This is a genomic window from Pseudacidovorax intermedius, assembly GCF_001476815.1.
Classification (GTDB): Bacteria; Pseudomonadota; Gammaproteobacteria; order Burkholderiales; family Burkholderiaceae_C; genus Xenophilus; species Xenophilus intermedius_A.
Genome location: NZ_LDSL01000043.1, coordinates 1 through 23,273, shown reverse-complemented (window position 1 = coordinate 23,273; position 23,273 = coordinate 1). Strand labels below are relative to the sequence as shown.

21 protein-coding genes and 1 tRNA gene are annotated in these 23,273 nt (G+C 70.7%); 11 read left to right on the top strand and 11 right to left on the bottom strand.

Features of this window, described 5'->3' with window-relative positions; genetic code table 11:
- Positions 1-12 precede the first annotated feature (12 nt).
- Positions 13-1,086 (bottom strand): NAD/NADP-dependent octopine/nopaline dehydrogenase family protein, encoded by a 1,074-nt coding sequence (locus NS331_RS06480; RefSeq protein WP_058641192.1) that lies wholly within the window; start codon positions 1,084-1,086, stop codon positions 13-15.
- 234 nt (positions 1,087-1,320) lie between these two features.
- Here NS331_RS06480 and NS331_RS06475 point away from each other — a divergent pair.
- Both NS331_RS06475 and NS331_RS06470 read left to right on the top strand, forming a co-directional pair.
- Positions 1,321-1,396, top strand: a tRNA-Lys gene (locus NS331_RS06475).
- Between the two features lie 449 nt (positions 1,397-1,845).
- Positions 1,846-2,985: a GGDEF domain-containing protein gene (locus NS331_RS06470; protein ID WP_058641191.1), complete on the top strand. Its 1,140-nt coding sequence runs from the start codon at positions 1,846-1,848 to the stop codon at positions 2,983-2,985.
- Positions 2,986-3,235: 250 nt separating this feature from the next.
- On the opposite strand, the gene NS331_RS06465 is transcribed toward NS331_RS06470, so the two are convergent.
- From NS331_RS06465 to NS331_RS06450, 4 genes are read right to left on the bottom strand one after another with little or no spacing between them, the layout of a single operon-like run.
- Positions 3,236-5,011: a carboxylesterase/lipase family protein gene (locus NS331_RS06465; protein ID WP_058641190.1), complete on the bottom strand. Its 1,776-nt coding sequence runs from the start codon at positions 5,009-5,011 to the stop codon at positions 3,236-3,238.
- Positions 5,008-5,997 carry a Bug family tripartite tricarboxylate transporter substrate binding protein gene (locus tag NS331_RS06460; RefSeq protein ID WP_058641189.1) on the bottom strand — a complete coding sequence of 330 codons (990 nt, stop codon included), beginning with the start codon at positions 5,995-5,997 and terminating at the stop codon, positions 5,008-5,010. The genes NS331_RS06465 and NS331_RS06460 overlap by 4 nt, the downstream gene beginning before the upstream one ends.
- A 36-nt stretch (positions 5,998-6,033) precedes the next feature.
- Entirely contained in the window at positions 6,034-7,302 is a 1,269-nt protein-coding gene (locus tag NS331_RS06455; protein WP_058641188.1) for a DUF1254 domain-containing protein, read from the bottom strand.
- Between the two features lie 35 nt (positions 7,303-7,337).
- Positions 7,338-8,546: a CaiB/BaiF CoA transferase family protein gene (locus NS331_RS06450; protein WP_058641187.1), complete on the bottom strand. Its 1,209-nt coding sequence runs from the start codon at positions 8,544-8,546 to the stop codon at positions 7,338-7,340.
- A gap of 87 nt (positions 8,547-8,633) precedes the next feature.
- Between NS331_RS06450 and NS331_RS06445 the strand changes: the two genes are divergently transcribed.
- On the top strand, positions 8,634-9,578 hold the full coding sequence (locus NS331_RS06445) for a LysR substrate-binding domain-containing protein (protein WP_058641186.1): 945 nt from the start codon (positions 8,634-8,636) through the stop codon (positions 9,576-9,578).
- Positions 9,579-9,639: 61 nt separating this feature from the next.
- On the opposite strand, the gene NS331_RS06440 is transcribed toward NS331_RS06445, so the two are convergent.
- The gene (locus NS331_RS06440) at positions 9,640-10,713 is read right to left on the bottom strand and encodes a GGDEF domain-containing protein (protein ID WP_058641185.1); all 1,074 of its coding nucleotides are present in this window, start codon (positions 10,711-10,713) and stop codon (positions 9,640-9,642) included.
- Between the two features lie 355 nt (positions 10,714-11,068).
- On the opposite strand from NS331_RS06440, the gene NS331_RS06435 reads away from it, so the two are divergent.
- The 6 genes from NS331_RS06435 (at position 11,069) to NS331_RS06410 (ending at position 16,913) form a co-directional block, all read left to right on the top strand.
- Positions 11,069-11,593, top strand: coding sequence for a FecR family protein (locus tag NS331_RS06435; protein WP_193758050.1), 525 nt, complete (start codon positions 11,069-11,071; stop codon positions 11,591-11,593).
- Positions 11,593-12,222: an OmpA family protein gene (locus tag NS331_RS06430; protein ID WP_058641183.1), complete on the top strand. Its 630-nt coding sequence runs from the start codon at positions 11,593-11,595 to the stop codon at positions 12,220-12,222. The genes NS331_RS06435 and NS331_RS06430 overlap by 1 nt, the downstream gene beginning before the upstream one ends.
- Positions 12,223-12,233: 11 nt before the next feature.
- Positions 12,234-14,339, top strand: coding sequence for a CHASE2 domain-containing protein (locus NS331_RS06425; RefSeq protein WP_082702302.1), 2,106 nt, complete (start codon positions 12,234-12,236; stop codon positions 14,337-14,339).
- A gap of 96 nt (positions 14,340-14,435) precedes the next feature.
- Positions 14,436-15,452, top strand: coding sequence for a YcjF family protein (locus tag NS331_RS06420; protein ID WP_058641182.1), 1,017 nt, complete (start codon positions 14,436-14,438; stop codon positions 15,450-15,452).
- Between the two features lie 199 nt (positions 15,453-15,651).
- On the top strand, positions 15,652-16,632 hold the full coding sequence (locus tag NS331_RS06415; protein ID WP_058641181.1) for a GGDEF domain-containing protein: 981 nt from the start codon (positions 15,652-15,654) through the stop codon (positions 16,630-16,632).
- A gap of 83 nt (positions 16,633-16,715) precedes the next feature.
- Positions 16,716-16,913, top strand: a complete 198-nt coding sequence (locus NS331_RS06410) for a hypothetical protein (protein WP_058641180.1) — start codon at positions 16,716-16,718, stop codon at positions 16,911-16,913.
- A gap of 81 nt (positions 16,914-16,994) precedes the next feature.
- Here NS331_RS06410 and NS331_RS06405 read toward each other — a convergent pair whose 3' ends face one another.
- Positions 16,995-18,017, bottom strand: coding sequence for a TerC family protein (locus NS331_RS06405; RefSeq protein ID WP_058641179.1), 1,023 nt, complete (start codon positions 18,015-18,017; stop codon positions 16,995-16,997).
- A gap of 114 nt (positions 18,018-18,131) precedes the next feature.
- On the opposite strand from NS331_RS06405, the gene NS331_RS06400 reads away from it, so the two are divergent.
- Complete coding sequence (locus tag NS331_RS06400) at positions 18,132-19,034, top strand: LysR family transcriptional regulator (RefSeq protein WP_058641178.1); 903 nt, start codon at positions 18,132-18,134, stop codon at positions 19,032-19,034.
- A gap of 117 nt (positions 19,035-19,151) precedes the next feature.
- Here the strand turns inward: NS331_RS06400 and NS331_RS06395 are convergent, their stop codons facing one another.
- The 4 genes from NS331_RS06395 to NS331_RS06380 all read right to left on the bottom strand — a co-directional run bounded on the left by NS331_RS06395 (position 19,152) and on the right by NS331_RS06380 (position 22,233).
- Positions 19,152-19,502 (bottom strand): VOC family protein, encoded by a 351-nt coding sequence (locus NS331_RS06395; RefSeq protein ID WP_058641177.1) that lies wholly within the window; start codon positions 19,500-19,502, stop codon positions 19,152-19,154.
- Positions 19,503-19,588: 86 nt separating this feature from the next.
- Positions 19,589-20,188: a DUF938 domain-containing protein gene (locus NS331_RS06390; protein WP_058641176.1), complete on the bottom strand. Its 600-nt coding sequence runs from the start codon at positions 20,186-20,188 to the stop codon at positions 19,589-19,591.
- A 31-nt stretch (positions 20,189-20,219) separates the two neighbouring features.
- The gene (locus tag NS331_RS06385; protein WP_058641175.1) at positions 20,220-21,407 is read right to left on the bottom strand and encodes an acetyl-CoA C-acyltransferase family protein; all 1,188 of its coding nucleotides are present in this window, start codon (positions 21,405-21,407) and stop codon (positions 20,220-20,222) included.
- Between the two features lie 37 nt (positions 21,408-21,444).
- Entirely contained in the window at positions 21,445-22,233 is a 789-nt protein-coding gene (locus NS331_RS06380) for an enoyl-CoA hydratase/isomerase family protein (protein WP_058641174.1), read from the bottom strand.
- A 173-nt stretch (positions 22,234-22,406) separates the two neighbouring features.
- Between NS331_RS06380 and NS331_RS06375 the strand changes: the two genes are divergently transcribed.
- A complete protein-coding gene (locus NS331_RS06375; protein WP_058641173.1) occupies positions 22,407-23,189 on the top strand; it encodes a transporter substrate-binding domain-containing protein in 783 nt (260 codons plus the stop codon).
- The last annotated feature ends 84 nt before the right edge of the window (positions 23,190-23,273 follow it).

The window sequence follows — 23,273 nt, the reverse complement described above, 5'->3', positions numbered from 1 at the left end:
GGCGCGTCGGGCTCATTCGCCATCGTGCAGCCGCTGCGCCAGCGCCTCGCGGGAGAGCGAGGCCAGGCCCAGCGCCTCGAAGCTGCGCGGTCCCTGCCGCAGGTCGCGTCCCAGGAAGCCGCCGACGATGGCGAGCAGGCCGTGCGCGATGGGCGCATCCACGCCCGCATGCCGCGCGGCCGAGGCCAGGAAGGCCAGGCCCAGCTCGGTGTCCTCCGTGATGTAGCGGTGGGCGTAGAGGTCGATGTTCTCGCGCCAGTCGCCGGACTTCACCAGCTGCTTGTGCGCATCGCCGTACATCCAGCGGTCGTTGTCGTAGTGGTCGGCCAGCGGATAGTGCGGCGCGCCCTGGCCAAAGGCCTCGCGCACGGCGATGCGCTCCCGGTCCAGCTGGTCCGTCACCTGGCGGACGGCGCGCTGCGTGCCTTCGTTGTGGATGTCCCAGCGCTCGAAGTGCTGCAGCGGCGCGGCATTCATCACCATCAGGGGCGGATGGATGATGGGACCCGCGTTCATCAGCGCACCCGACAGCGCGTCGCCGCATCCATGCACCGCCGGGTAGGCGCCGCGGATCACCGCGATGGCCCGCTCGGCATGGCGCGCCGGGTACACGCCCGTCGGCAGGCGAATGGCGCGGATGGTGACGTTGACCTCGCGCTCGCCATGCTTGCGCGCCAGGTAGGGCAGCGTGCCGGTCTCGGCCCAGGCCACGTCGGCGCGATTGCCGGCGTCGCGCACGATGCGGGCCATGACCACGCTGCCGAAGGTGCCCGGCGGCAGGAAGACGACTTGCCCGTCCACCAGATGCGGCGCCATGGCCCGGGCGATGTCGGCCTGGGCCGTGGCGGGCACGGGCACCACGATCAGTTCGGCGTCGCGCAGCGCCTCGCCGATGTCGGCGGTGGCCCGGGCGATCGGCACGTCGCGGGCACCGGCGGCGTCCTTGAGCCGGATGCTGCCCGCCCCGACGACCGGCTGCAGCGCCTGCGCATCGCGGCGCCACAGTCGCACCTCGTGGCCGGCTTCCGACAGATCGGCGGCCGCGGCGTAGCAGCCGTGCCCTCCACCCAATACCGCAATCCTCATGTCTGCTCCTGGTGTGGCTGGCGGACGAGGGTCCTGCCGAGGCCGCATAAACATTACTTTTGATTGTTTTAGTTGTCAACTTGTTTGCAGGCCGGGGCTGTCGCGCAGCAGAGCTGCTGGCCGGCCGCAGTGAAGTCGATTCCAAAACTTTCTTTGCAGGGGGTGTTGACCGCCTCAGAAAACCCTGCATATAATCGCGTTCTTCGCTGAGTTGATCGACAGATTCACGAAAGCGGGCTCTTAGCTCAGTTGGTAGAGCAGCGGACTCTTAATCCGTAGGTCGAGTGTTCGAGTCACTCAGGGCCCACCAAAATTGAGAATGGAATCAAGCACCTAGGTCTCGCGGCCTAGGTGCTTTTTTCTTTTCTGCGCCGGGCTGTGACGGATTTGTGCCGTGAATGCCCGATTCCATGTAACACAGGCCGCCGGGGCGCTCCGCATAGGGAGCCAGATGATCAGCGGCAAGGTGGGCGTACCGCCTCACCATGTCCGTGCTCGACCAGCCCCCATCCTCTGCAGAGCGTACAAGGGCGTGCCGCTTGCACATGCCAGCTCGTCCAGGTGTGCCGGCGTCCGCGGCCATTGCCCATGCGCTCGGCAACAGAGGCGATGACATCCCGTCGTGGGAAAGAGTCGCCCACTTTGCGATGAACTTCCACCAGCAGGTCAGCCGATCGGGGTGCTGAGGCTCGTTACGATCCTTCGTCCGCTCATTGCTCCGCCATGGCCGCAATTACCCCAAGATCACCCGCGAGTCAGATGCTCCGCCCCATCGCGCGAGTCCTGCTGATCACGCAGTTCGTGGCGCTTGTGCTTGTTGTAGCGGGCAGCGCGCTTCTGGTTGCGACGGCGGTTCGATACCAGTCGGCAAGCACATGGGTTCAGCACGCTCACGAGGTGTTGGACGAGATTGAGACCGTGCGGACGGAGGCACTTCGGGGGAACTTGGCCCTGCGCAACTACGCCATCTCACCTGCTGCGGGATATCTCGCCAACACGCGCACGGCCGCCAGGAACGCCGCGGACGCTGCTGAACGCTTGGAAGCGCTACTGCAACAAAGCGTCTCGCAGACCCAGCGAGTCTTTGCGCTGCGAGCCGAGCTTGCGGAGCTGATCGGTTGGATGAACAGCAGCGCCGTCATTGCTGAGCGCGATGGACCCGCTGCTCTTCTTGCCATCCTGAAGCCACGGGTAGAGCAGGACACTGCCAGGAGCGTTCGGAAGCTCCTGGGAGAGATTGAAGCCGAGGAACGGCGGCTGCTGCAGGCCAGAAGCGAACAGCGTGCTGCCGAGTACCGGCGCTTACTCACCGGCGCCGGCATGGTTGCTACCGCGTTCTTCGGGTTTCTGGTGTGGAGCGCTGTCTACGCGTCGTTGTTGTTGCGGCGAAGCAAGGCGACCATTCAAGGACTCAAGGAATCGGCCGACCTGGATCCGCTCACCGGTCTTTTGAACCGGCGAGCACTCGAAGAGCGATTCAAACGGCATAGTGGCTCGCCGCTGACGGTCGTCGCCCTGGACTTGGACGACTTCAAGGCTGTGAATGATGCCTACGGCCACGCAGCAGGGGACGAAGTCCTTCGGGTCGGTGCGGATCGGCTCAGGCATGAATGCCGGGAGAGTGACCTCATCGCCCGCGTCGGCGGAGACGAGTTCGTCGTGGTCCTGACAGGTGTTGCTGACCTCGAGGTGGCGCGGCGTTTCTGCGGGAGGCTAGAACAGTCCATGCGAGTGCCCATACTGCTGCAATCCGCGCGCATTCATATTGGTGCGTCGATTGGCTTCCAAATCTCTTCCGGCGGCATGTCGCTGCAGGAACTGCTCGCAACCGCGGATGCGGTGTCATACCAGGAGAAGTCAGCGCGCAAAGCATCAACGCTGGCGTTGGTCCGGGATTGAGGGCCAGCCAGGCGCCGCCCACTCCCCAACAGTGCCCCGGTGATCGCGCCGCTCCTGCGCCAACAGTGGATCGGCGCGCGCCCCTCTCGCCCGTTGGGCCTCGTCGAACACAACAGTTGGCGTCCGCACTACAGCGCCGTTGTTGACCTGCTGCAGGCCGATGTTCTTGAAGCGCGCACAGCGGACGCGAACTAGGCGGCGTACGTCGTACCCGCGAGACCTTAGTACCGCTCCCGCGCGACTCACGTACTCATCGCACGCCGATGAGTTTGTCAGTTGCACCAGCGTCGAACACCAGCCGGCGCGGCCACTGGGGCCAGGCTCTGCCCAGCGACGGGTCGTTGGGATCGCCGCTGCGCGCCAAGGCGCCCAGGCTGGCCATCATCGCCTTCGACAGCGCCAGCCGTCCCGGCGCGTTGGCGCGGCTGAACGAGATGTTGGCGAACAGCGATGGGCCAAAGTTTCCGAAGACGAAAGGCAGGTCGAAGGCATGGGCGGCGCCGAAAATCCGGTCGAAGGGCGCGGGCAGTCCGTCCCACTCGAATTCGTAGGCCCAGAGCTCCCGCTGCTGGCTTTGCAGCGCGTTCATCAGGTCGTCGCGGATGGCCGTGAACCACAGGCGGTCGAGCTCGGCCGCGCGGGCATCGAAGCCGGTGCGCGGTGCGTCCGTGGGCAGGTAGGCGGGCGGAATCCATTGCTCGATGCGGGTCTGCGGGGGCGCGTCCGGGTCGTAGCGATGGGCCAGGGCGAACACGGCGGCATCGTCCAGCAGCCGGCCGCTGGTGCCGCCCAGATCGGGCCGCAACGCGAAGAGTTGGGGAAAGAGCTTGGTCTCGTCCCGCGCGTGGCCGGCCAGCACGGGCACCTTCACATAGCGGCCGGCGCGCACCGCGGCGATCGGGTCTGGGGGCAGCACCCAGCCATCGGGAATGGGGTTGGACGCCGCCATGCCGCGGGCAGCCAGGCGGGTACGCACCCGCTCGAGCAGCGTGTCGGCCGGCAATGCCCGCATCCAGGCGGCCAGTTGGGCCGGGGCGGTGCTGCGCGCCAGCTGACGGGCCTGCGCCTCGTCCGCGGCATGCCCACCCGCCACCAGACCCTCGAGCAGCAGGGCTTCTCCGCGCGTGGCCCAGACGGACTTCGGGAGCACACCGGCGATGGCACCCCGGGGCAGCGTGGCCGCGGTGGACAGGCCGCCGCTCAGCGCCGCCACGCGATGGAACAGCGGCCGCGCACGCGCCATCAGCATCGGCGAAACCATGAGCGCATCGACGTTGACGGCACCGGCGGACTGGCCCATCAGCGTCACGCGCTCCGGATCGCCGCCGAAGGCCGCGATGTTGTCGGCCACGAAGCCCAGCGCCTGCACGATGTCCAGCAGCGCGAAGTTGCCCGAGTCCTCCTCGCGCTGGCCGGTTTTGAGCGGCGCTGCATCCAGGAAGCCGAAGATGCCGAGGCGATAGTTGACGGTGACGACCACGGCGTCCTGCGAACGTGCCAGTGCGGCGCCGTCGTAGACCGGGTCGGCGGTGTAGCCGCTGATGTTGCTGCCGCCATGGACGAAGACGATCACCGGTCGCGGCGCCACCGGGCGCGATGCGGGCGTCCAGATGTTGAGGTAGAGGCAGTCCTCCGACCCCACAATACGGCCGAGGGCGGTGCCCACGGTCTCGTCGTAGCGGTTGTTCAGGCCGGGCCCGTACAGCCGCTGCGTCTGGACGCAGGCCGGGGCGAAGTGGGTGGCGTCGCGCAGCCCGGTCCACGGCTGCGGCGCCTGCGGCGCCCGCCAGCGCAGCGGGCCGATGGGCGGCTGTGCATAGGGCACGCCCGTCCAGCGCCACGTGCCGCTCTGCGCGACGTCATCGCGCCCGGCCACCGGGCCGAATGTCGTGTCGCGCCGCAGGGCGTTGGCGCCGGAGCCCGCGCCCGTTCCTGCACAGGCGGCCAGGCCGATGATGGTCGCCACGACGCTCGCCAGGCGCAGTACGCGGGCCAGCGGCCGGGTCCCGAGGATGACGCGGCTCATGATTCGGCCGTGATGTTGGCGGCCTTGATGATCTGCGCCCACTTGCGCGTCTCGGTGCCGATGAAGGCGCTGAAGGCCTCGGCCGTGCCGCCGCGCAGTTCCAGCCCCGCGGCCTCGGCCTTGCGCCGCACCTCGGCGTCGGCGATGGCGGCATTGATCTCGGCATTGAGCCGCTCGACCACGGGTGCCGGCGTGCCGGCCGGTGCCAGCAAGCCGTACCAGCCATAGCCCACCACCTGCGCCAGGCCCTGCTCGCGCAGCGTGGGCGCGTCGGGGTAGAGCGGCGTGCGCGTCTCGTTGGCCACGCCCAGCACGCGCAGCTTGCCGGCCTGGATGTGCGGCACCGCGGTGGAGATGGCGGTGAGCGTCGCATCGATGCGCCCGGCCAGCAGCTCGGTATAGGCCGGCGCGTCGCCGCGGTACTGCACCACGATGCCCTTGGCGCCGGCCGCGCGCAGCAGCAGTTCGGCCGTCAGGTGCGGCGCCGAGCCCGCGCCGGGCGAGCCGAAGGTCGCGCCCTTGGGGTTGGACTTGGCGTACTGCACGAACTCCGCCAGCGTCCTGTACGGCGCCTGCGCATTCACCACCAGGAAGAGCGGTGCGATGGCCGTGCTGCCGATGGCGGCGAAGCTTTTGTGCACGTCGTAGGGCAGGTCCTTGTAGAGCGCCTCGCCGATGGCGATGGGCGCGGCGGCATGCAGCAGCGTGTAGCCGTCGGGCGCGGCCTTGGCGACGTAGTCGTTGGCAATGCGTGTGCCGGCGCCCGCCTTGTTCTCCACCACCACGCTCTGGCCGAGGCGGCGGCCAAGGAAGTCGCCCAGCACCCGCGTGAGGATGTCGTTGGAGCCGCCGGCCCCGTAGGGCGAGACGAGCCGGATGGCCCGCGCGGGCCAGGCGTCGGCCGCGGCGGCATCGAGCGCCCAGGGCAGCGCCAGGCCGGCGGCGGCCGTGGCCAGGAAGTGGCGGCGGGGAAGGATCTTGCGCATGTCGTTGTCTCCGTTCTTGCTTTGTCGTCGGGTCGCTCAGAGCCGCCGGATCGGCGGGTAGTCGAAGCGCAGCGCCAGGTGCGCCTCCTGCGGCTGGTAGAGGCGCAGCACCACGTAGAAGGGCTCGCCCGGCGGCGCCGGCAGCCAGTTGATACCGGGGCCCGGGTCCTCGGCCTGCAGGCGGATCGCCAGGCTGCCGTCGGGGTCGTGCACCAGGCCTGGCGTGCGGTCGCCGATGGAATAGCGGCCGATGGCGTTGGCCACGAAAAGGCAGTCGCTGCGGCGGTACATCGTGAGCGACCAGAAGGCGCCCACCTGCGGCCCGCAGCCAGGAGCGAAGCGCAGTTCGTAGCGCTGGGCGCCGTCGAGCACGGCGCCGTCGGCGTCCACCTCGGCGGTCGGGTACATCGCCTCGTCCATGCCCAGCGCGCCGATGAAGTTGCGCGCGATGCGGGCGCGGGTGAGCAGGTCGTCGCCCCAGTGCGTGCGCACCAGCACCGGGATGGCCCAGCCGCCGCCCAGGTCGTGCGGCTGGCCTGCGCTGCGCAAATGCGCGTACACCGCCAGCAGCGCGGCGGCCAGGGCCTCGGACGACGGTGGCCAGGCCAATGCCTCGCCCTCCGGCGGCGGGTTGCCGGCCAGCGCGGCATCCACCACGCGCCGGTAGGTCGCGGCATCGGGTACGCGGGTGTCGCGGCCGTCGATGCCCGTGTCGACGCGCATCGCGGCGTCGCCGCCATCCAGCCGCTGCATGCGCAGCGCGGCCTGCAGACGCCGCACCTGCTGCGCGTCCGGCCCGTCGTCCTCGACCAGGATTCGGCCGATGAGCCACACGTCGTGGCCGGGCGCGGCGATGACCTGCGTCACCTCCGGCGGCACCCTGCCCTGCCAGCCCGGACCATGGACCAGCGTGCGCTGCGGCCGGTTGCCGGTGGTGCGGCGGCCCACGTAGGCGAAGGGATTGGTCCAGGCATCGAGCAGGCCGAGCGTCCAGTAGCGCTCGCCCATGTCGGGCGACTCGATCAGCACCGGCCCCTCGGACAGGTCGAGCCAGGCATTGCTGTAGACGGTGTCGTTGTTGGGGCTGACCACCTCGGTGTCCTGCGGGCCGAGCCGGCGGTGGGTGTGGGTGAACTGGTTGACCCAGCGCCAGTGCGAATCGCGCTCGGGCGCCGCGAAGCCATGCTGCGGATGGCGCCGGGCAGTGGTCGCGGCACGCATGCGCATCATCTCGAACAGCGGCAGGGTCTGGATCACCGCCTGCTCGGCGGCGTCCATATGGGCAAAAGGCATGGTTGGGTTCATGGGCTGTCTCCTTTTTCTTGTTTCCCGCGGCGGCATCAACCGACGACGCCGTCCCGACGCAGGGCGCCGATCTGCGCCGGCGAGAAGCCCAGCTCCGCCAGCACCGCATCGGTGTCGGCGCCCACGGCCGGTGCCGCGGGCGGCGCGGCGCGCGGGGCGTCGTCCAGCGTGTAGGGCAGCGCCAGCGTGGTGTAGCGGCTGCCATCGGCCGCCACGGCCTCGACCAGCATGCCGCTGGCCTTCACGTCGGCGCTCTGCAGCACCTGGCTGTAGCTGCGCACGGCGCCCACCACGATCTGGTTGCGGCTGAGCAGCGCCACGCATTCCTCGCTGCTGAATGCGGACAGGCAGTCGCGCAGCACGGCACGCAGTTCGCCGCGATGGCGCACCCGCTGGGCATTGCTGCAGAAGCGCGGGTCGTCGATGAGCGCTTCGAGACCCATCACGCGGCAGAAGCGCGCCCAGTGCTCGTCCGCATAGGCCGAGAGCACGATGTGGCCGTCGCGCGTGGGCACCACCTCGGCGGCCGGCGCGTTGTGGGGCTGGCCGTTGCCGATGCGGGTGGGCTCGGGCGCGCCGCCCAGGTAGTCGGTCCAGGTCGTGGCCTGCAGGTGCAGCGCCACCTCCAGCAGCGAGGTGCGCACGGTGGCCCCCTGCCCGCTGCGCTCGCGGCCATAGAGCGCGGCCAGCACGGCCTGTGCGCCCAGGTGCGCCGCGGCCGCATCGACGATGGGCACGCCCACCTTCTGCGGCAGGCGGTCCGGCTCGCCAGTGACGGACATCAACCCGCTTTCGGCCTGGGCCGCGATGTCGTAGCCGGGCCGTCCGCGCGACGGACCCTGCATGCCAAAGCCGGAGATCGACAGGTACACCAGCCGCGGATGGCGCCCCCGCACGGCGTCGGCGCCGAAGCCCAGCGCCTCCACGGCGCCCGGGCGCAGGTTCTGCACCAGCACGTCACTGGCGCCGATCAACCGCCAGGCGACGGCACGGCCCTCCTCCTGCTTCAGGTCGAGGGCAATGGACTGCTTGCCGCGGCTGTAGGCCTGCAACATCGATGCGCCATAGCGGCCGATGTGGCGGGCCTGGTCGCCGGCCAGCGGCTCGATCTTGATGACCTGGGCACCCAGTTCCGCCAGCACCATGGCGGCGCCGGGACCGGCGATGTACTGGCCCATGTCGATCACGCGCACGCCCTTCAAGGGCGCGGCGGCAGGGGCCGTGTCGGATTGGCTGAAGCTCATGACCCCGGACCTTAGCGAGGCAGCCCATTCTTGAAAATTCAATAATCGTGAGGTCGTGATCACTCGGCGTTATCGCCTTCCCCCTCGATGGACAGTCGGACCGACCACCTGGTGCGAAAGCTGCGCCTGCGCCACCTCGAACTGCTGGTCGCCCTGAGCGAGACCGCCAGCATGCGCGGCGCTGCCGCGCGCCTGCACTTGAGCCAGCCCGCACTCAGCAAGATGCTGGGCGAGGTCGAGGCCGGCTTCGACGCCCGCCTCTTCGAGCGCAGCCATCAGGGCATGCAGCCGAATGCGCTGGGCATTGGCGTGGTCCACCGTGCGCGATCCGTGCTCCACGAACTGGAGCGGGCGACCGAGGAAGTCGAGGCACTGCGGCGCGGTGCCGTCGCCCTGCTGCGGCTTGGCGCCCCATCCGTCACCGCCAGCGTGCCGGCCGCGGTGGCCGCGCTGCGCCGGAAGATGCCCGGGGCCATGGTGCAGATCCGGGAGGGTCGGGTGCACGAGTTGATCCAACGCCTGCTCGTGGGCGAGCTGGACTGCGTGTTCGGTGCTGTCACGCCGGAGCTGCTGGCCAGCGACGTGATCCCACGGCTGAAACCCGTGCTCATGCTGGAGGACGAGTTGTGCGTGCTGACCGCCGGCGCGGCGCCGCGCACCGGCAAACGGCGGCTGCGCTGGGCCGACCTGCAGGACGCCGCCTGGATGGCGCCGCCGCGCGACACGCTGGTGCGGCAGGCGTTCATGACGGCCTTCCTCAACGAGGGCGTGCCGCCGCCAGTCCCTGTGATCGAGGTCATGTCCTCCGTCACCATCGGTTCCCTGCTCCGTGCGGATCCGGCGCTGCTTTGCGCCGTGCGCCGCGAACATGCCGCCGACGAGGTGGCGCGCGGTGGCGTGCGGCGCGTGGACGTCGCGCCCCCTGTACCGCTGCCGTCGTTCGGACTGTTCATTCGCAAGGGCGACCTGCCCGACCTGCCGATCGTCCTGGCCTTCGCCGATGCGCTACGGGGCGTGGCGAGGGCCCATTGAACGTGCCCGGCAGATCCTTGCGCGCCGCTTCCTGCCGCCTCGGGGTGCGTGGGCCTGCCCGTCAGTCCGCCACGCACACCCGGTCGCGCCCCGCCTGCTTGGCCTGCAGCATGGCCAGGTCCGCCCGGTGCAGGGCCTGTGCGATGGACTCCCCGGCGCGCAGCACGGCGATGCCGGCAGAGACGGTGAGGCGGCCGTCGGGGCGCGGCACCTGCGCCAGCAAAGGCCGCAGGCGCTCCGCCAGGGCCGCGGCCCGGTCCCCGGTCTGGCCCGGCAGCAGCACGCAGAACTCCTCACCGCCCAGGCGGCCGAACACGTCGCGCTCGCGCAAGGCCTGCTGCAGCACCTCGGCCATGCCGCGCAGCACGGCGTCGCCCACGGCGTGGCCGTGGCCATCGTTCAGGCGCTTGAAATGGTCGATGTCCAGGTACAGCAGGGCGAGCGGCGCGCCGCTTGCCTGGGCGCGCGCCGCCGCCACTTCCGCCTGCTGCAGGAACTCGGCGCGGCTGCGGGCGCCCGTCAGGGTGTCGGTGGCGGTGAGCTCGGCCAGCCGGCATTCCTGATCGAAGGCGCGGCGCTGGTAGTCCTGGATGCGCGCATGGCTGACGAACGCCGTCGCCAGCGACGTGCCCGCAAAGAGCAGCGTGAACACCGTGTCGGCCCGGTTGGCCGTGTGGTCGACGATGAAGGGCAGGAAGAAGGCATAGCACGCCAGCGTGCCGCCGATCCACTGCGTCATCGTGATCCAGAAGAAGCTGGTGGTGAGCACGAGGATCATGGCCGCCGGCAGGAAGTACATCAGCGGCCGGTCGGTGCCAAGAGCGCCCAGGTAGTTGTTGAAGCCCAGCGTGCCGATGGTGGCCATGCAAGCCAGCCCGTAGCTGCGCACCGACGGCGCCCGCGCGATGCCGTAGGCGAACAGGGCGGTCAGCGGCAGCAGCAGCACGCGCAGCCACACGTACTCCGGCGCCGGGATCAGCAGCCGCGCGAGCAGCGCCAGGGCCGAGCTCACCACGGCCGTCACGCCCATCTCGATGGCGGTGAGCTGCAGGCGCTGGCGCGTGTGCTCGCGGTAGGCGGCTTCCCGCTCGGCAGGAGAGGCGGTGCGCAGGTGGATCAACGTCGTGTAGGGCATCGGCAGGGGCCGTTCGAAAGGCTCGCACGACGGGCGCAGCCGTCGTGGCGGCGCCTTCGCACATGCGCAGGCCAAGGCCTGATGGGTGGTGCACGGCCGGCGTCCCGGCCCGAGGCGGGGACGCCGGTTGGGGCGCGAGCATAGCTGCTGCGACCCGCCGCAAAACGGTCGAAAAGCGTTGTCGGACGGACGCGATGAACGATTCCGGGCCGATCGGCATCGGCCGACTCAAGTTGGCGCCGAAGTTGCCGAAATGGCAGCTGTGCGGGCCGCCGGCCTGCATTTCCGGGCACACCGCCCCTCGCCTTTCTCCCGGGCATCGTCCCGCCGTCCCCACCCATTTCGGATGCCCCGCATGACTGCCCCTGCTTCCCCTGTCCGGCCCGTCGCGCGCGTGGCGCACTGGCCCTCGCGGGCCGCCGCACTGCTGGCGCTGGCCCTGGCGGCCGGCGCGCTCACGCCTGGGCCCGCGCGTGCCGCCGATGCCACCGAAGCGGCGGCTGCCGCGGAGGCCGTCGCGGTCGTCAAGCGCGTCGGCGGCAGCGTGACGCTGCACCGCGGCGGCAGCCGCCAGCCGCTGAAGGAAGGCGATGCGCTGCTCGCCACCGACCGCCTCGTCACCGGCGCCGACGGCATGGCCGCCGTGGTCTTCCGCGACGGCACGCGCCTGACCGTCGACGCGTCCTCCGACGTGCAACTGCGCCGCTATGCCTTCGAGCCCAAGTCGGACGACTATGCCTTCGACCTCTACCTGGCGAAGGGCCGCACCATCTATGCCTCCGGCAAGATCGGCAAGCTCGCGCCGCAGTCGGTGCGGCTGGACACGCCCACCGCCACGGTCGGCGTGCGCGGCACCCGCCTGATCCTGGAGGCGGATTGATGCGCGCCGGCGCGCGCGCCCGGCTCGTCGCGGCCTGCCTGATCGGCCTGCTGCTGGCCACGGGCTGCGCCAGCCCGCCGCCGCCGCGGCCCCGAACCACCCTCGTGCTGCTGCCCGACGACGACGGCCATGTGGGCAGCGTCTCGCTCAGCACGGCGCAGGGCCGCCAGACGCTCAGCACCGCCTACAGCGCGACGTCGACCACCGGCGGCGCGGCCGCACCGTCGGGCGCGGTGGCGCTGGGGCGCGAGGCGGTCGACGCCCGCTACGCGCCGCTGCTCGCCGCCCAGCCCTCGGCGCCGCGCAGCATCACGCTGAACTTCCTGGTCGACCGTGCCGTGCTCACCGAGGCGTCCAAGGCCCGCCTGCCCGAGCTGCTGCGCATCGCCAGCGAGCGCAAGCCCACGGTCATCAGCATCTTCGGCCACGCGGATGCCAGCGGCACGCGCGAGTACAACCTGCGCCTGTCGCTGGAACGCGCGCAGGCCGTGGCCCGCTGGCTGCGCCAGAGCGACCCGGCGCTCGACCGCCTGGACGTGCGCGCCTTCGGCAGCGCCGAGCTGCTGGACGAACCCGGCATCAAGCCCACCGACCCACGCCACCGCCGGGTCGAGGTGCAGATTCTCTGAGTGCGACGCCGATGCGCTCCCTGCGTTTCGCCCACCAGCTGAACCGGCCGCAGGTGCTGGCCTTCTTCGCCGGCGCCCTGGCCCTGGCCGTCGCCACCGGCGCGGCCCTGGGCCTGCATCCCCAGTCCTTCGCCCGGCTGGACCACCTGTGGCTGGACGGCCTGCTGCGCACGACCGCCCGCGCCGAGCCGGCCCGCCACACGGTGGTGGTGGACATCGACGAGGTCAGCCTGGCCGCGGTCGGCCAGTGGCCGTGGCCGCGCTACCAGATCGCCGATCTCGTGCAGCGCATCGCCGAGGCGGCGCCGGCCGCGGTGGCGCTGGACATCGTGTTCCCCGAGCCCGACCGCAGCTCGCTCAACACCCTGCGCCAGCGCTACGAGCGCGATTTCGGCCTGACGCTGGGCATCTCGGGCGTGCCCGCCAGCCTGCAGGACAACGACGGCTACCTCGGCCGCGTCCTGGCCCGCACCGGCGCCGTCGGTGCGCATTACCTGTACTTCGACCACCGCACCGCCGGCACGCCCGGCGCCGCGGAGGCTTCCGCGCTGCCGGCCGATCCGTCCTTCGCCCGGCTCGACCTGCCCCGCGCCAGCGGCGTGATGGCCAACACCCCGGCGGTGGACGCCGGCCTGGCCCACAGCGGCTTCATCAACAACCGGGTGGACGACGACGGCCAGCTGCGCCGCGTGCCGCTGCTGATCGAGCACGACGGGCGGGTGCATCCCAGCCTGGCGCTGGCGGCGGTCCTCAAGGCGCGCGGCGCGGCCGGCGCGGCCGTCGTCGACACGCCGGACGGGCCGCGGCTGCGCGTCGGTGCCGTGGACGCGCCCATCGACGCGCGCGGCCAGGCGCTGCTGCGCACCTCGCGCAGCGTCGCCGACTACCCGGCCGTTTCCGCCGTGGACGTGCTCAACGGCCAGGTGCCCGCATCGGCGCTGGCCGGCCGCATCGTGTTCATGGGCAGCTCGGCCGTGGGACTCAACGACGTGCACCACACTGCCATCGCCCCGCGCTTCCCGGGCCTGCGCATCCAGGCCGCGATCGCGGAGAACCTGCTGGAGGGCAGCTTCGTGCGGTCGCCGGTCTGGGCGACGGCAGCGGCGGCGGCGCTGGCGGCGAGCGTGGCGCTCGCCATGGCCGCGATCTTCGCCGCGGGACGCAGCGGCGCGTCGCTGCTGCTGGGCGGCCTCTTCGTGGGCCTGCTGCCGGCTGCGGGCAGCGTGCTGCTCTTCGTGCAGGACGGCCTGGTCGTCTCGCCCGCCGCGCCGACGGTGGTCGCGGCACTGATGCTGCTGGGCGGCTTTGCCGGCCGCTACGGCATCGAGCGGCGCCGGGCCAGCACCTGGCTGCGCCAGCTGGAGAACGCACGCGAGATCACCATCGAATCCATGGCCTCGGTGGCCGAGACCCGCGATCCCGAGACCGGCGCCCACCTCAAGCGCACCCAGCACTACGTGCGCGCCATCGCGCTGGAACTGCGGCGCACCGGCCACCACCGCGCGACGCTCACGCCCGACTACATCGAGCTGCTGTTCATCTCGGCGCCGCTGCACGACATCGGCAAGGTGGGCGTGCCCGACCACATCCTGCTCAAGCCCGGCAAGCTCACGCCGGACGAGATGGAGCAGATGAAACGCCATGCCGACTACGGCCGGCAGATCCTGATCGGCACGGCCCGGCGCATCGACGGCGAAAACTTCCTCACCATTGCGGCGCAGATCGCCGGCGGCCACCACGAGAAGTGGGACGGCAGCGGCTACCCGCGCGGCCTGGCCGGCGAGGACATTCCGCTGGCCGCGCGCATCATGGCCGTCGCCGACGTGTACGACGCGCTGATCAGCCGGCGCTGCTACAAGCCCGCCTTCAGCCATGCCCATGCCACGCAGCTGATGCGGGACCTGAGCGGCACCGCCTTCGATCCGCAGGTGCTGGAGGCCTTCTTCGCCATCGAGCCGCAGATCCTCGCCATCGCGGCGCGCTTCCGCGACGAGGACGATGTGAAGATGAGCTTCCTCACGCCGACGGCGCCCGTGGCCGCCGTGCCCACGCCCATGCAGGCGCCTGCCGCCCTGCCCCCCTCCGGCGCCACGCCGGTCCTGCCACTCGCGCACTGACGTCCCTGAGCCGCCGCGCGGCGGCCTGGACCCTGGAACCTTTCGGCCACCTGACGAACCAGACCTGCTTCTCCACTGACCCGAAGGACGACCTCCATGGAAACCTCCGCCCTCCGCGCCACGCTCTCCCTGTGCCTCATGGCCGCATTCATCGACGGCGACAAGCATGAACGGGAACGCGACGAGATCCGGCGGATCGCCCAGGGCCTGGGCGCCGACCAGTCGGTGCACCTGCCGACGCTCTACCAGGACGTGCTGCTCCAGCGCGTGAGCCTGGACGAGGTGGCTGCCGGCCTGCCCGAGCGCGGCGCGCGCCAGCTGGCCTACGAAATGGCGGTGTGCGTCTGCGACGCCGACGGCGCTGTCTCGCCCAAGGAAGCCGCCTTCCTGGGCGAGGTGCGCCGCCGCCTGGATCTGGGGGGCGCGGCCGAGACCTTCGACGTGCAGGCCCGCGAACTGGCCGAGGCGCCGCTCGACGGCCCCACCGCGCTGCCCGTGGCCGCGGCCGCTCCTACCGGCGCGGCCGCCACCGCGACCCCCGTGCCCGCCGCCACCGCGCCCGCCGATGCGAGCCCCGCGCGCAGCGCCACGGTGGGCGATGCCGAACTCGACGACCGGATTCTCAAGGCCGCCATCACCTGCGGCGCGCTGGAGCTGCTGCCCGAAACGCTCTCCACCCTGGCCATCATTCCGCTGCAGATGCGGCTGGTCTACACCATCGGCCAGGCCCACGGCTACGAGCTGGACCGCGGGCACATCAAGGACTTCCTGGCCACGGCCGGGGTCGGCCTGACTTCCCAGTATCTGGAGCAGACCGGCCGCAAGCTGATCGGTGGCCTGCTCGGCAAGCTCGGCGGCGGCCTGCTGGGCGGCGTGGGCAAGCAGGCCGTGAGCTCGGGCATGAGCTTCGCCACCACCTACGCCCTGGGCCACCTGGCCAAGCGCTACTACGCCGGCGGCCGCAGCTTCTCCACCCAGACGCTGAAGGACAGCTACGCCACCATCCTCGAACAGGGCAAGGGCCTGCAGACCCGCTACCTGCCCCAGATGCAGCAGCAGGCCAGCCAGATGGACCTGTCCCGCGTCATGGCCCTCGCCAAGGGCTGGCGCTGAGGCCGCAGATCCGACGCACCAAAAGTAAGCGTTTAGCCTGCTTGTGGGCGCGATGGCCGGTCCAGACAATGAAGCCGGACTCCTGCCCGGCACCGGCCGGACAGGTCGCGGTGCACCGGCAGGCCGGCCCGCGCCGACGGCGCGGCATGGCGGCCAAGGTCGGCGGCACGGCGGCAGGAGCGCACGACACAGCAACAACATGATTCCAGCTCCCGTTCCTGCCGACGACGCCCGTCGCGTGCGCGCACTCCATGCGCTGGGCGTGCTCGACACGGCACCGGAAGAACGCTTCGACCGCGTCACCCGCCTCGCCCGCCGCATGTTCCAGGTGCCCATCGCGCTGGTGTCGCTGGTCGATGCGGAACGCCAGTGGTTCAAGTCCCGCCAGGGCGTGGACGCGCAGGAGCTGCCGCGCGACGTGTCCTTCTGCGGCCACGCCATCCTGCAGGACGTGGTGATGGAGGTGCCCGACCTGGCCGACGACCAGCGGTTCCATGACAACCCCCTGGTGGCAGGCGCGCCCCACGTGCGCTTCTACGCCGGCGCACCGCTCACCGACGCCCAGGGCCACCGGCTGGGCACGCTGTGCATCCTCGACCATCAGCCGCGCCGTCTGTCCACCGAGGACCGAGCCTTGCTCGGCGACCTGGCCGACATGGTGCGCGAAGAGCTCTTGGCCACCCAGGCCGCCACCACCGACCACCTCACCCAGCTGAGCAACCGGCGCGGCTTCGAAGCCCTGGGCGAACACGTGCTGGCTGTCTGCCGCCGGCTGAACATGCCGGCGCGGCTCTTGTACCTGGACCTCGACGGCTTCAAGCAGATCAACGACCAGCTCGGCCATGCCGAGGGCGACGCCGCCCTGGTGCGCTTCGCCGACGCACTGCGGGGCACCTTCCGCGCGGCCGATGTCTGTGCCCGGCTGGGCGGCGACGAATTCGCGGTGCTGATGAGCCATGCCGACGATCGTGCCGTCAAAGCCGGCCTCGGGCGGCTGGAGGAAACCATCCGCCGCGGCAATGCACAGACACCGCCCGCGGTGGCGCTGCGCTACAGCACCGGCTGGGCCCGCTGGTCGCCGCAGGACGGCGGCGACATGCATGCGCTGCTGCGCGACGCCGACCGCGCCATGTACCGGCACAAGCGGCAGCGCGGCCGCGAGGACGTGCGGGCGCACTGAACGGCGTTGGTGCCAAGCCACGCGCCGGCGTGGGACGGCTGGCATTCACGGCGGCGACTTGAAGCGCTGCCAAGCTCGGCGGCATGCCCTCCGCCCACCAGTACGCCATCCTCGCCATGCAGACGCCACCGCCCTACCGGCGCTATGCATGGCTGGTCGTCGAGCGCCTGGGCGGGGAGGACGTGACGGTGTGTGAATCGCTGCTGACCTATCCCACCATGATGTCCGCGCTCTATGCCGGCCAGCAGGCGCTCACCCTGATGGGCCCGCACACCGACTGACGCTCGGCCGCCAACGAAAAAGGCCGGGCATGTGCCCGGCCTGTGCCCGGTGCCGCAAGCATGCGGCATCGGCCTCGCCGATCAACGCGGCGACGTCTGCGCCTCCAGCTTGGTGGACTCGCCGCCGGCCGGGCTGTCGCCCCGGGTGCGGTAGAGCGAGTACAGCACGCCGCCGGCGATCAGGCCGAAGGTCACGGCCAGCGAGATGGCCGGCGGGAACTTGCCGATGAAGTTGACCAGGAAGATCTTGGTGCCGATGAACACCAGCACCAGGGCCAGCGCGTACTTGAGGTAATGGAAGCGGTGGATCATCGCAGCCAGCGCGAAGTACAGCGCACGCAGGCCCAGGATGGCGAAGATGTTGCTGGTGTAGACGATGAACGGGTCGGTGGTGATGGCGAAGATGGCCGGTACCGAGTCCACGGCGAACACCAGGTCCACGATCTCGATCAGCACCAGGGCCAGCAGCAGCGGCGTGGCGAAGCGGGCGACGCGGCCGGTCTTGGGGTCGACCTCCTTCACCGTGAAGGCATTGCCGCGCAGACCGTCGGTCACCCGCATGCGGCCGCGCAGGAACTTCAGCACCGGGTTGTTGGCGATGTCCGGCTCGGCATCGGCCATGCGCCACATCTTGACGCCGGTGAACACCAGGAAGGCGCCGAAGAAGTACAGCACCCAGCTGAAGTTGGTGACCAGCGCCGCGCCCGCGCCGATCAGCAGCGCCCGCAGCACGATCACGCCCAGGATGCCCCAGAACAGCACCCGATGCTGGTACTGCCGCGGAATGGCGAAGAAGCTGAAGATCAGCGCGATGACGAACACGTTGTCCATCGACAGCGACTTCTCGATCATGAAGCCGGTGAGGTACTCCATGCCGCTTTGCGCGCCCAGGCTCCACCACACCCAGCCGCCGAAGAGCAGCGCCACGCTGATGTAGCCACCCGAGAGCAGCAGGCTTTCACGCACGCCGATCTCGCGGTCGCCCTTGTGCAGCACACCCAGGTCGAGCGCCAGCAGGGTGACCACGATGGCCATGAAGGCCAGCCACAGGCCGGCTGGCCGGCCGAGAAAGTCGGCCGCGAAGAAGGAGAGCAGTGTTTCCATGATGGCGGGGATGGGTTGGAGTGGCGATGTGGGGGCCGATCATGCCCGCGGGTCGCGCACCAAAAAACCAGTTGAAACTGGAAAAAGACTTCGGTTTTTCCGAAACTTGGGGCCATGAGCCAGAACGAACTCAACTACCGGCACCTGCACTACTTCTGGACGGTGGCCCGCGAAGGCGGCTTCTCCAAGGCGGCCGCACGCCTGGGGGTGGCGGTGCAGACGGTGAGCGCCCAGGTGCGCGAACTGGAGCGCTCGCTCGGCCACCAGCTGCTCAAGCCCGACGGCCGCACCGTGGCCCTGACCGAGGCCGGCGCGGTCGCGCTGCAACGCGCGGAGGAAATCTTCCAGCTCGGCCACGAGTTGCCCGAGCTGGTGCGCCAGGCGGCCACCGAGCCGGCGGTGCGGCTCGCCGTGGGCCTGTCGGACGGCCTCTCCAAGCTCGCCGCGCATGCCGTGGTCGAGCCTGTACTGCGCACGCCCGCATTGCGCCTGGTGTGCCACGAAGGCGAGCTGGAACAACTGCTGGCCGAGCTGGCCATGCACCACCTCGACCTGGTGCTGGCCGGCCAGGCGGCACCCTCGCGCCCGGCGCTTCGGCTGGCCAGCGTGCGCATCGCCGAAGCGCCCGTGGACTGGTGGGGACCGGCGGCGCTGGTCAAGGCGGCAGCGGTGCGGCAGTTCCCGCACTGCCTGGGCGACTTGCCGCTGTTGCTGCCCACGGCCCATTCCGCCCTGCGGCCGCAGTTGGACCGCTGGTTCGAGCGGCATGGTCTGCGGCCCAAGGTGGCCGGCGAATTCGAGGACTCGGCCCTGCTGGCCGTGTTCGCGGCGCGCGGCCTGGGCGTGTTTCCGGTCAGCGGCCTGGGCGCAGGCGACCTGGGCCTGATGCGCGGGCTGCGGCGGCTGGGGCGCAGCGAGGACCTGAAGGAAGAGATCCACCTGATCCGCTCTCGCCGTGGCCAGCACCATCCGCTGGTGCGTGAGATCGAGGCACAAGCCCGGCAACTCGGCCCATGAACCTGCGGCGATCACCGCATCTGCGGCCGGCAGCCGCGCGCAGCCTTCTCCGGCACGCTTTAACAAGCGCGGACCGGGCATGCCGACGCAGAGGTAGAGGTACGCGCCCTTGTGGGGTCAGCAGGCCAGCGCCGCGCTCAGCACTTGCGCCAGTACCAGCTGGTTGCCATCGGGATCCGCCAGGATGGCAAGCCGGACCGCATCGGCCTCGTGACGCTTGCGCAGCCGCAGACCGGCGGCCTCGATCTGTTCCAGTTGTTGATCCAGGTCGTCCACCACCAGCGTCACCGATTCGGTACCTGCCCGCGGCGCCTGGGCCAGACGCAGGCAGCTGCAGCCGTCGAAGCGCCACTCCGCCAGCTGGGCCGAGCGGCGGTCCGGCCCGCGGCCGATGACCGAGGCATACCAGCCAATGGAGGCATCGAGGTTCTTGACGGCCACGCCGGCCAGCATGTTGGTGGTGCGCATCGGATTCTTTCTGAAGCGATGCAACTATCCCGCCGGCGACAGCCCGGATCGGAGAGACGCCAGCGTGGCGCGCCGTAGGACCGCGGCTAAGCGCGGCAATCGAAGGCCAGCAGCAGGTTGTTGGCCGGCATGGCGGTGCGCTCGACCAGTGCCAGCCCGGCCGCCTCAGCCACCGCCTGCACCTGCGCCAGCGCGCGCAGGCCCCAGGCGGGGTCGCGGCGGCGCAGGTCTTCGTCGAATGCCACATTGCTGGCGGCCAGCGGCTCGCCGTCCACCACGAAGGGGCCGTAGACGACCAGCCGCCCGCCCGGCCGCAACGCGGTGCCGGCGCCGTTCATCAGGCCGGCGCAGCAGTCCCACGGCGCGATGTGCAGCATGTTGGCGCAGTACACGCCGTCCAGGCTGGCGGGTGCCACCGGCCAGGGCGCGCGCACGTCCAGCGCCAGCGGTGGCAGCACGTTGGGCAGCCCGCCGGTGCGGGCCGCGATGGCAGGCAGCATGGCCGCGTCGGGCTCGGTCGGCTGCCAGGTCCACGCCGGCAGCGCCGCCGCGAAATGCGCGGCATGCTGGCCGGTGCCGGCCGCCACTTCGAGCAGCCGGCCGCGCGTCGGCATCAGGCGCAGCAACTCGGCCAGGATCGGCCCCTTGTTGCGCTCGGCGGCCGGACTGGTCATCAGGCCGGGCATGCCCGGCCTTCCGTGCGGTGCGGCATGCCGCTCACACCCGCTCGAAGATAGCGGCGATGCCCTGGCCGCCGCCGATGCACATGGTCACCAGCGCATAGCGGCCCTGCACCCGCTGCAGTTCGGCCAGCGCCTTGACGGTGATGATGGCGCCGGTCGCGCCCACCGGATGGCCCAGCGAGATGCCCGAGCCGTTGGGATTGACCTTGGCCGGATCGAAATCCAGTTCCTTCATCACGGCGCAGGCCTGGGCGGCGAAGGCCTCATTGGACTCGATGACGTCCAGGTCGCTCACCTTCAGGCCGGTGCGTGCCAGCACCTTGCGCGTGGCCGGCACCGGGCCGATGCCCATGTAGGCCGGCTCCACGCCCGCATGGGCATAACCGACCAGGCGCGCGAGCGGCTTCAGGCCCAGGGCCTTCACCCGCTCGCCCTCAGCCAGCACCACGGCGCCGGCGCCGTCGTTGATGCCCGAGGCGTTGCCAGCGGTGACCGTGCCGCCCTCCTTCTTGAAGGCGGGCTTCATGCCGGCCAGCACCTCGACGGTGGTGGCGGGCTTGACGTGCTCGTCGGTGTCGAAGACGGCGATGCCCTTGCGGCTTTTGATCTCGACCGGAACGATCTGCTCGGTGAAGCGGCCGGCGGCGATGGCGGCGGCGGCGCGGCGGTGGCTTTCGGCGGCCAGGGCGTCCTGCTGCGCGCGCGTGATGCCGTGGCGCTCGGCCACGTTCTCGGCCGTGATGCCCATGTGGATCTTCTGCCAGGGGTCGTGCAGGATGCCCAGCATGTAGTCCAGCAGCTGCACGTCGCCCATGCGGGCGCCGTAGCGGGCGGCGGTGTCGAAATAGGGGCCGCGGCTCATCGACTCGGAACCGGCGCCGATGGCGATGTCGCAGTCGCCCAGGGCGATGGCCTGCGCCGCCGACACGATGGCCTGCAGGCCCGAGCCGCACAGCCGGTTGACGTTGAAGGCCGGCGTCTCGATGGGGCAGCCGGCATCGATGGCGGCCACGCGGCTGAGGTAGGCGTCCCTGGTGTCGGTGGGAATCACGTTGCCCATCACCACGTGGCCGATGGCGTCGGGCGCCACGCCGCTGCGCGTCAGGGCGGCCTTGACGGCCGTGGTGGCGAGCTGGGTGTTGGGCACGTCCTTGAGCGCGCCGCCGAAAGTGCCGATGGCCGTGCGGGCGGTGCCGACGACGTAGATGTCGCGTGGGGTCATGGTGAAGTCCTCGTCGTGAATGGAAGCGGTGCCGCGTTCAGCGGCCCTGGAAGGCGGGCTTGCGCCGCGCGAAGAAGGCATCGACGCCCTCGCGGAAATCGGCCGTGGCGGCGCAGGCATGGAAGGCGGCTTCCTCGGCCGCCAACTGTGCCGGAAGCTCGCGCTCCACGCTGCCGCGCAGGAGACGGCGCAACTGGCCCAGCGCCCGCGTGGGCCCGGCCGCCAGGCGCCGGGCCAGCGCCATGGCCTCGTCCGGCAGGGCGTCGGCTGCGACCACGCGGTTGATCAGGCCCATGCGCTCGGCCGCATCGGCGTCGAGCATGTCGCCCAGCATGGCGATCTCCAGCGCGCGGCGCAAGCCCACCCAGCGCGGCAGCGCCCACGAGGCGCCGACGTCGCAGCTGGCGCCGATGTTGACGTAGGCCAGGTTGAAGCGGGTGCCGGCCGCGGCGAGCACGAAGTCGGCCTGCAGCATCAGGCTCAGGCCCGCACCGGCCGCCACGCCGTGCACCTCGGCGACGACGGGCAGGTCCAGCGACGCAAGCAACTGCAGGGCCTCGTGCAGCGGGCCGATCAGCGCCGCCGCGCCACCCTGCGGGTCGGCCGACAGCACCCCGAGGTCGCCACCGGCCATGAAGCCCTGGCCCTCGCCGCGCAGCAGCAGGGCGCGCACGCCGCGGTCCTCGGCGAGGTCCTTCACCGCTGCCAGGAAGGCCTGGGCCATCGGCACGTCGATGGCGTTCAGGGCCTGGGGCCGGTTGAAACTCAGGACGGCCACCGCGCCGTCCTGGGCGCGCAGCAGGGGGCTGGACAGGGAATCGCTCATGGCGTTGTCTCCGATCGGATGCCTGCGTCGGATGCGCAGGTCGATGCTGGATTCTAGGAAGCGTCCTGCCCGCGCGGCCGAGCGCACGGCAACCTTCCGGCGCGCCGCCGTCGCCCGCGGCGCGGGGCCGCATCACAATGCGCCCACTTCCAACTTCCCGAAAGCGCGCACCCATGTTGTCCCGCCGCCTGTTCTCCCTGGCCGCCACCGCCCTGGTCGCCGGCCTGACCTTCCTGTCCGCCGCCCACGCCGGCCCGCGCCTGGACCGCGTGATGGACACCAAGGTGCTGCGCGTCGGCACGCCCGGCGACTACCGGCCCTTCGCCATCAAGACCGACACCGGCTATGCGGGCCACGACATCGACGTGGTCGAGCGCCTGGCCAAAGAACTGGGTGCGCGCATCGAATGGGTGCCCACCACCTGGCCCAACCTGATGAAGGACCTGCAGGCCGACAAGTACGACGTGGCCGTGGGCGGCATCACGCGCAACGTCGCCCGCATCCGCGTGGCGGCCATGCTCCCGGGCTATGCGCCTTTCGGCAAGGTGGCGCTGGTGCGCGCAGCGGACAAGGCGAAGTTCACCACGCTGGAGTCGCTCAACCAGCCGGGCGTGCGCGTCATCAAGAACCCGGGCGGCACCAACGAGGCCTTCGTGCTGGAGAACCTCAAGGCCGCGCAGGTGAGCACGCACGAGAAGAACGCCGAGATCCCGGCGCTGATCGCTGCCGGCCAGGGCGACGTGATGATCACCGAGACCTACGAGGCGCTGGTCTATGCCAAGGCCGACCCGCGCCTGCATGCCGCCTTCATCGACGCGCCGCTCACGCCGCCGAGCAAGCTGGGCTTCCTGCTGCCGGCCGACGATGCCGACTACCTGCGCGTGATGAACTTCGTGTGGGACCAGCTGGAGACGCGCGGCGTCCTCAAGCAGGCTGCGGACAAGTGGTTGAAGTGAGGACCGCCCCCAGGCTGCGCGCTTCGCGCTCCGCCTACCCCCTCGCGGGGGCACATCCGGCGGCCCGGCAAAGCCGGTTCCGCG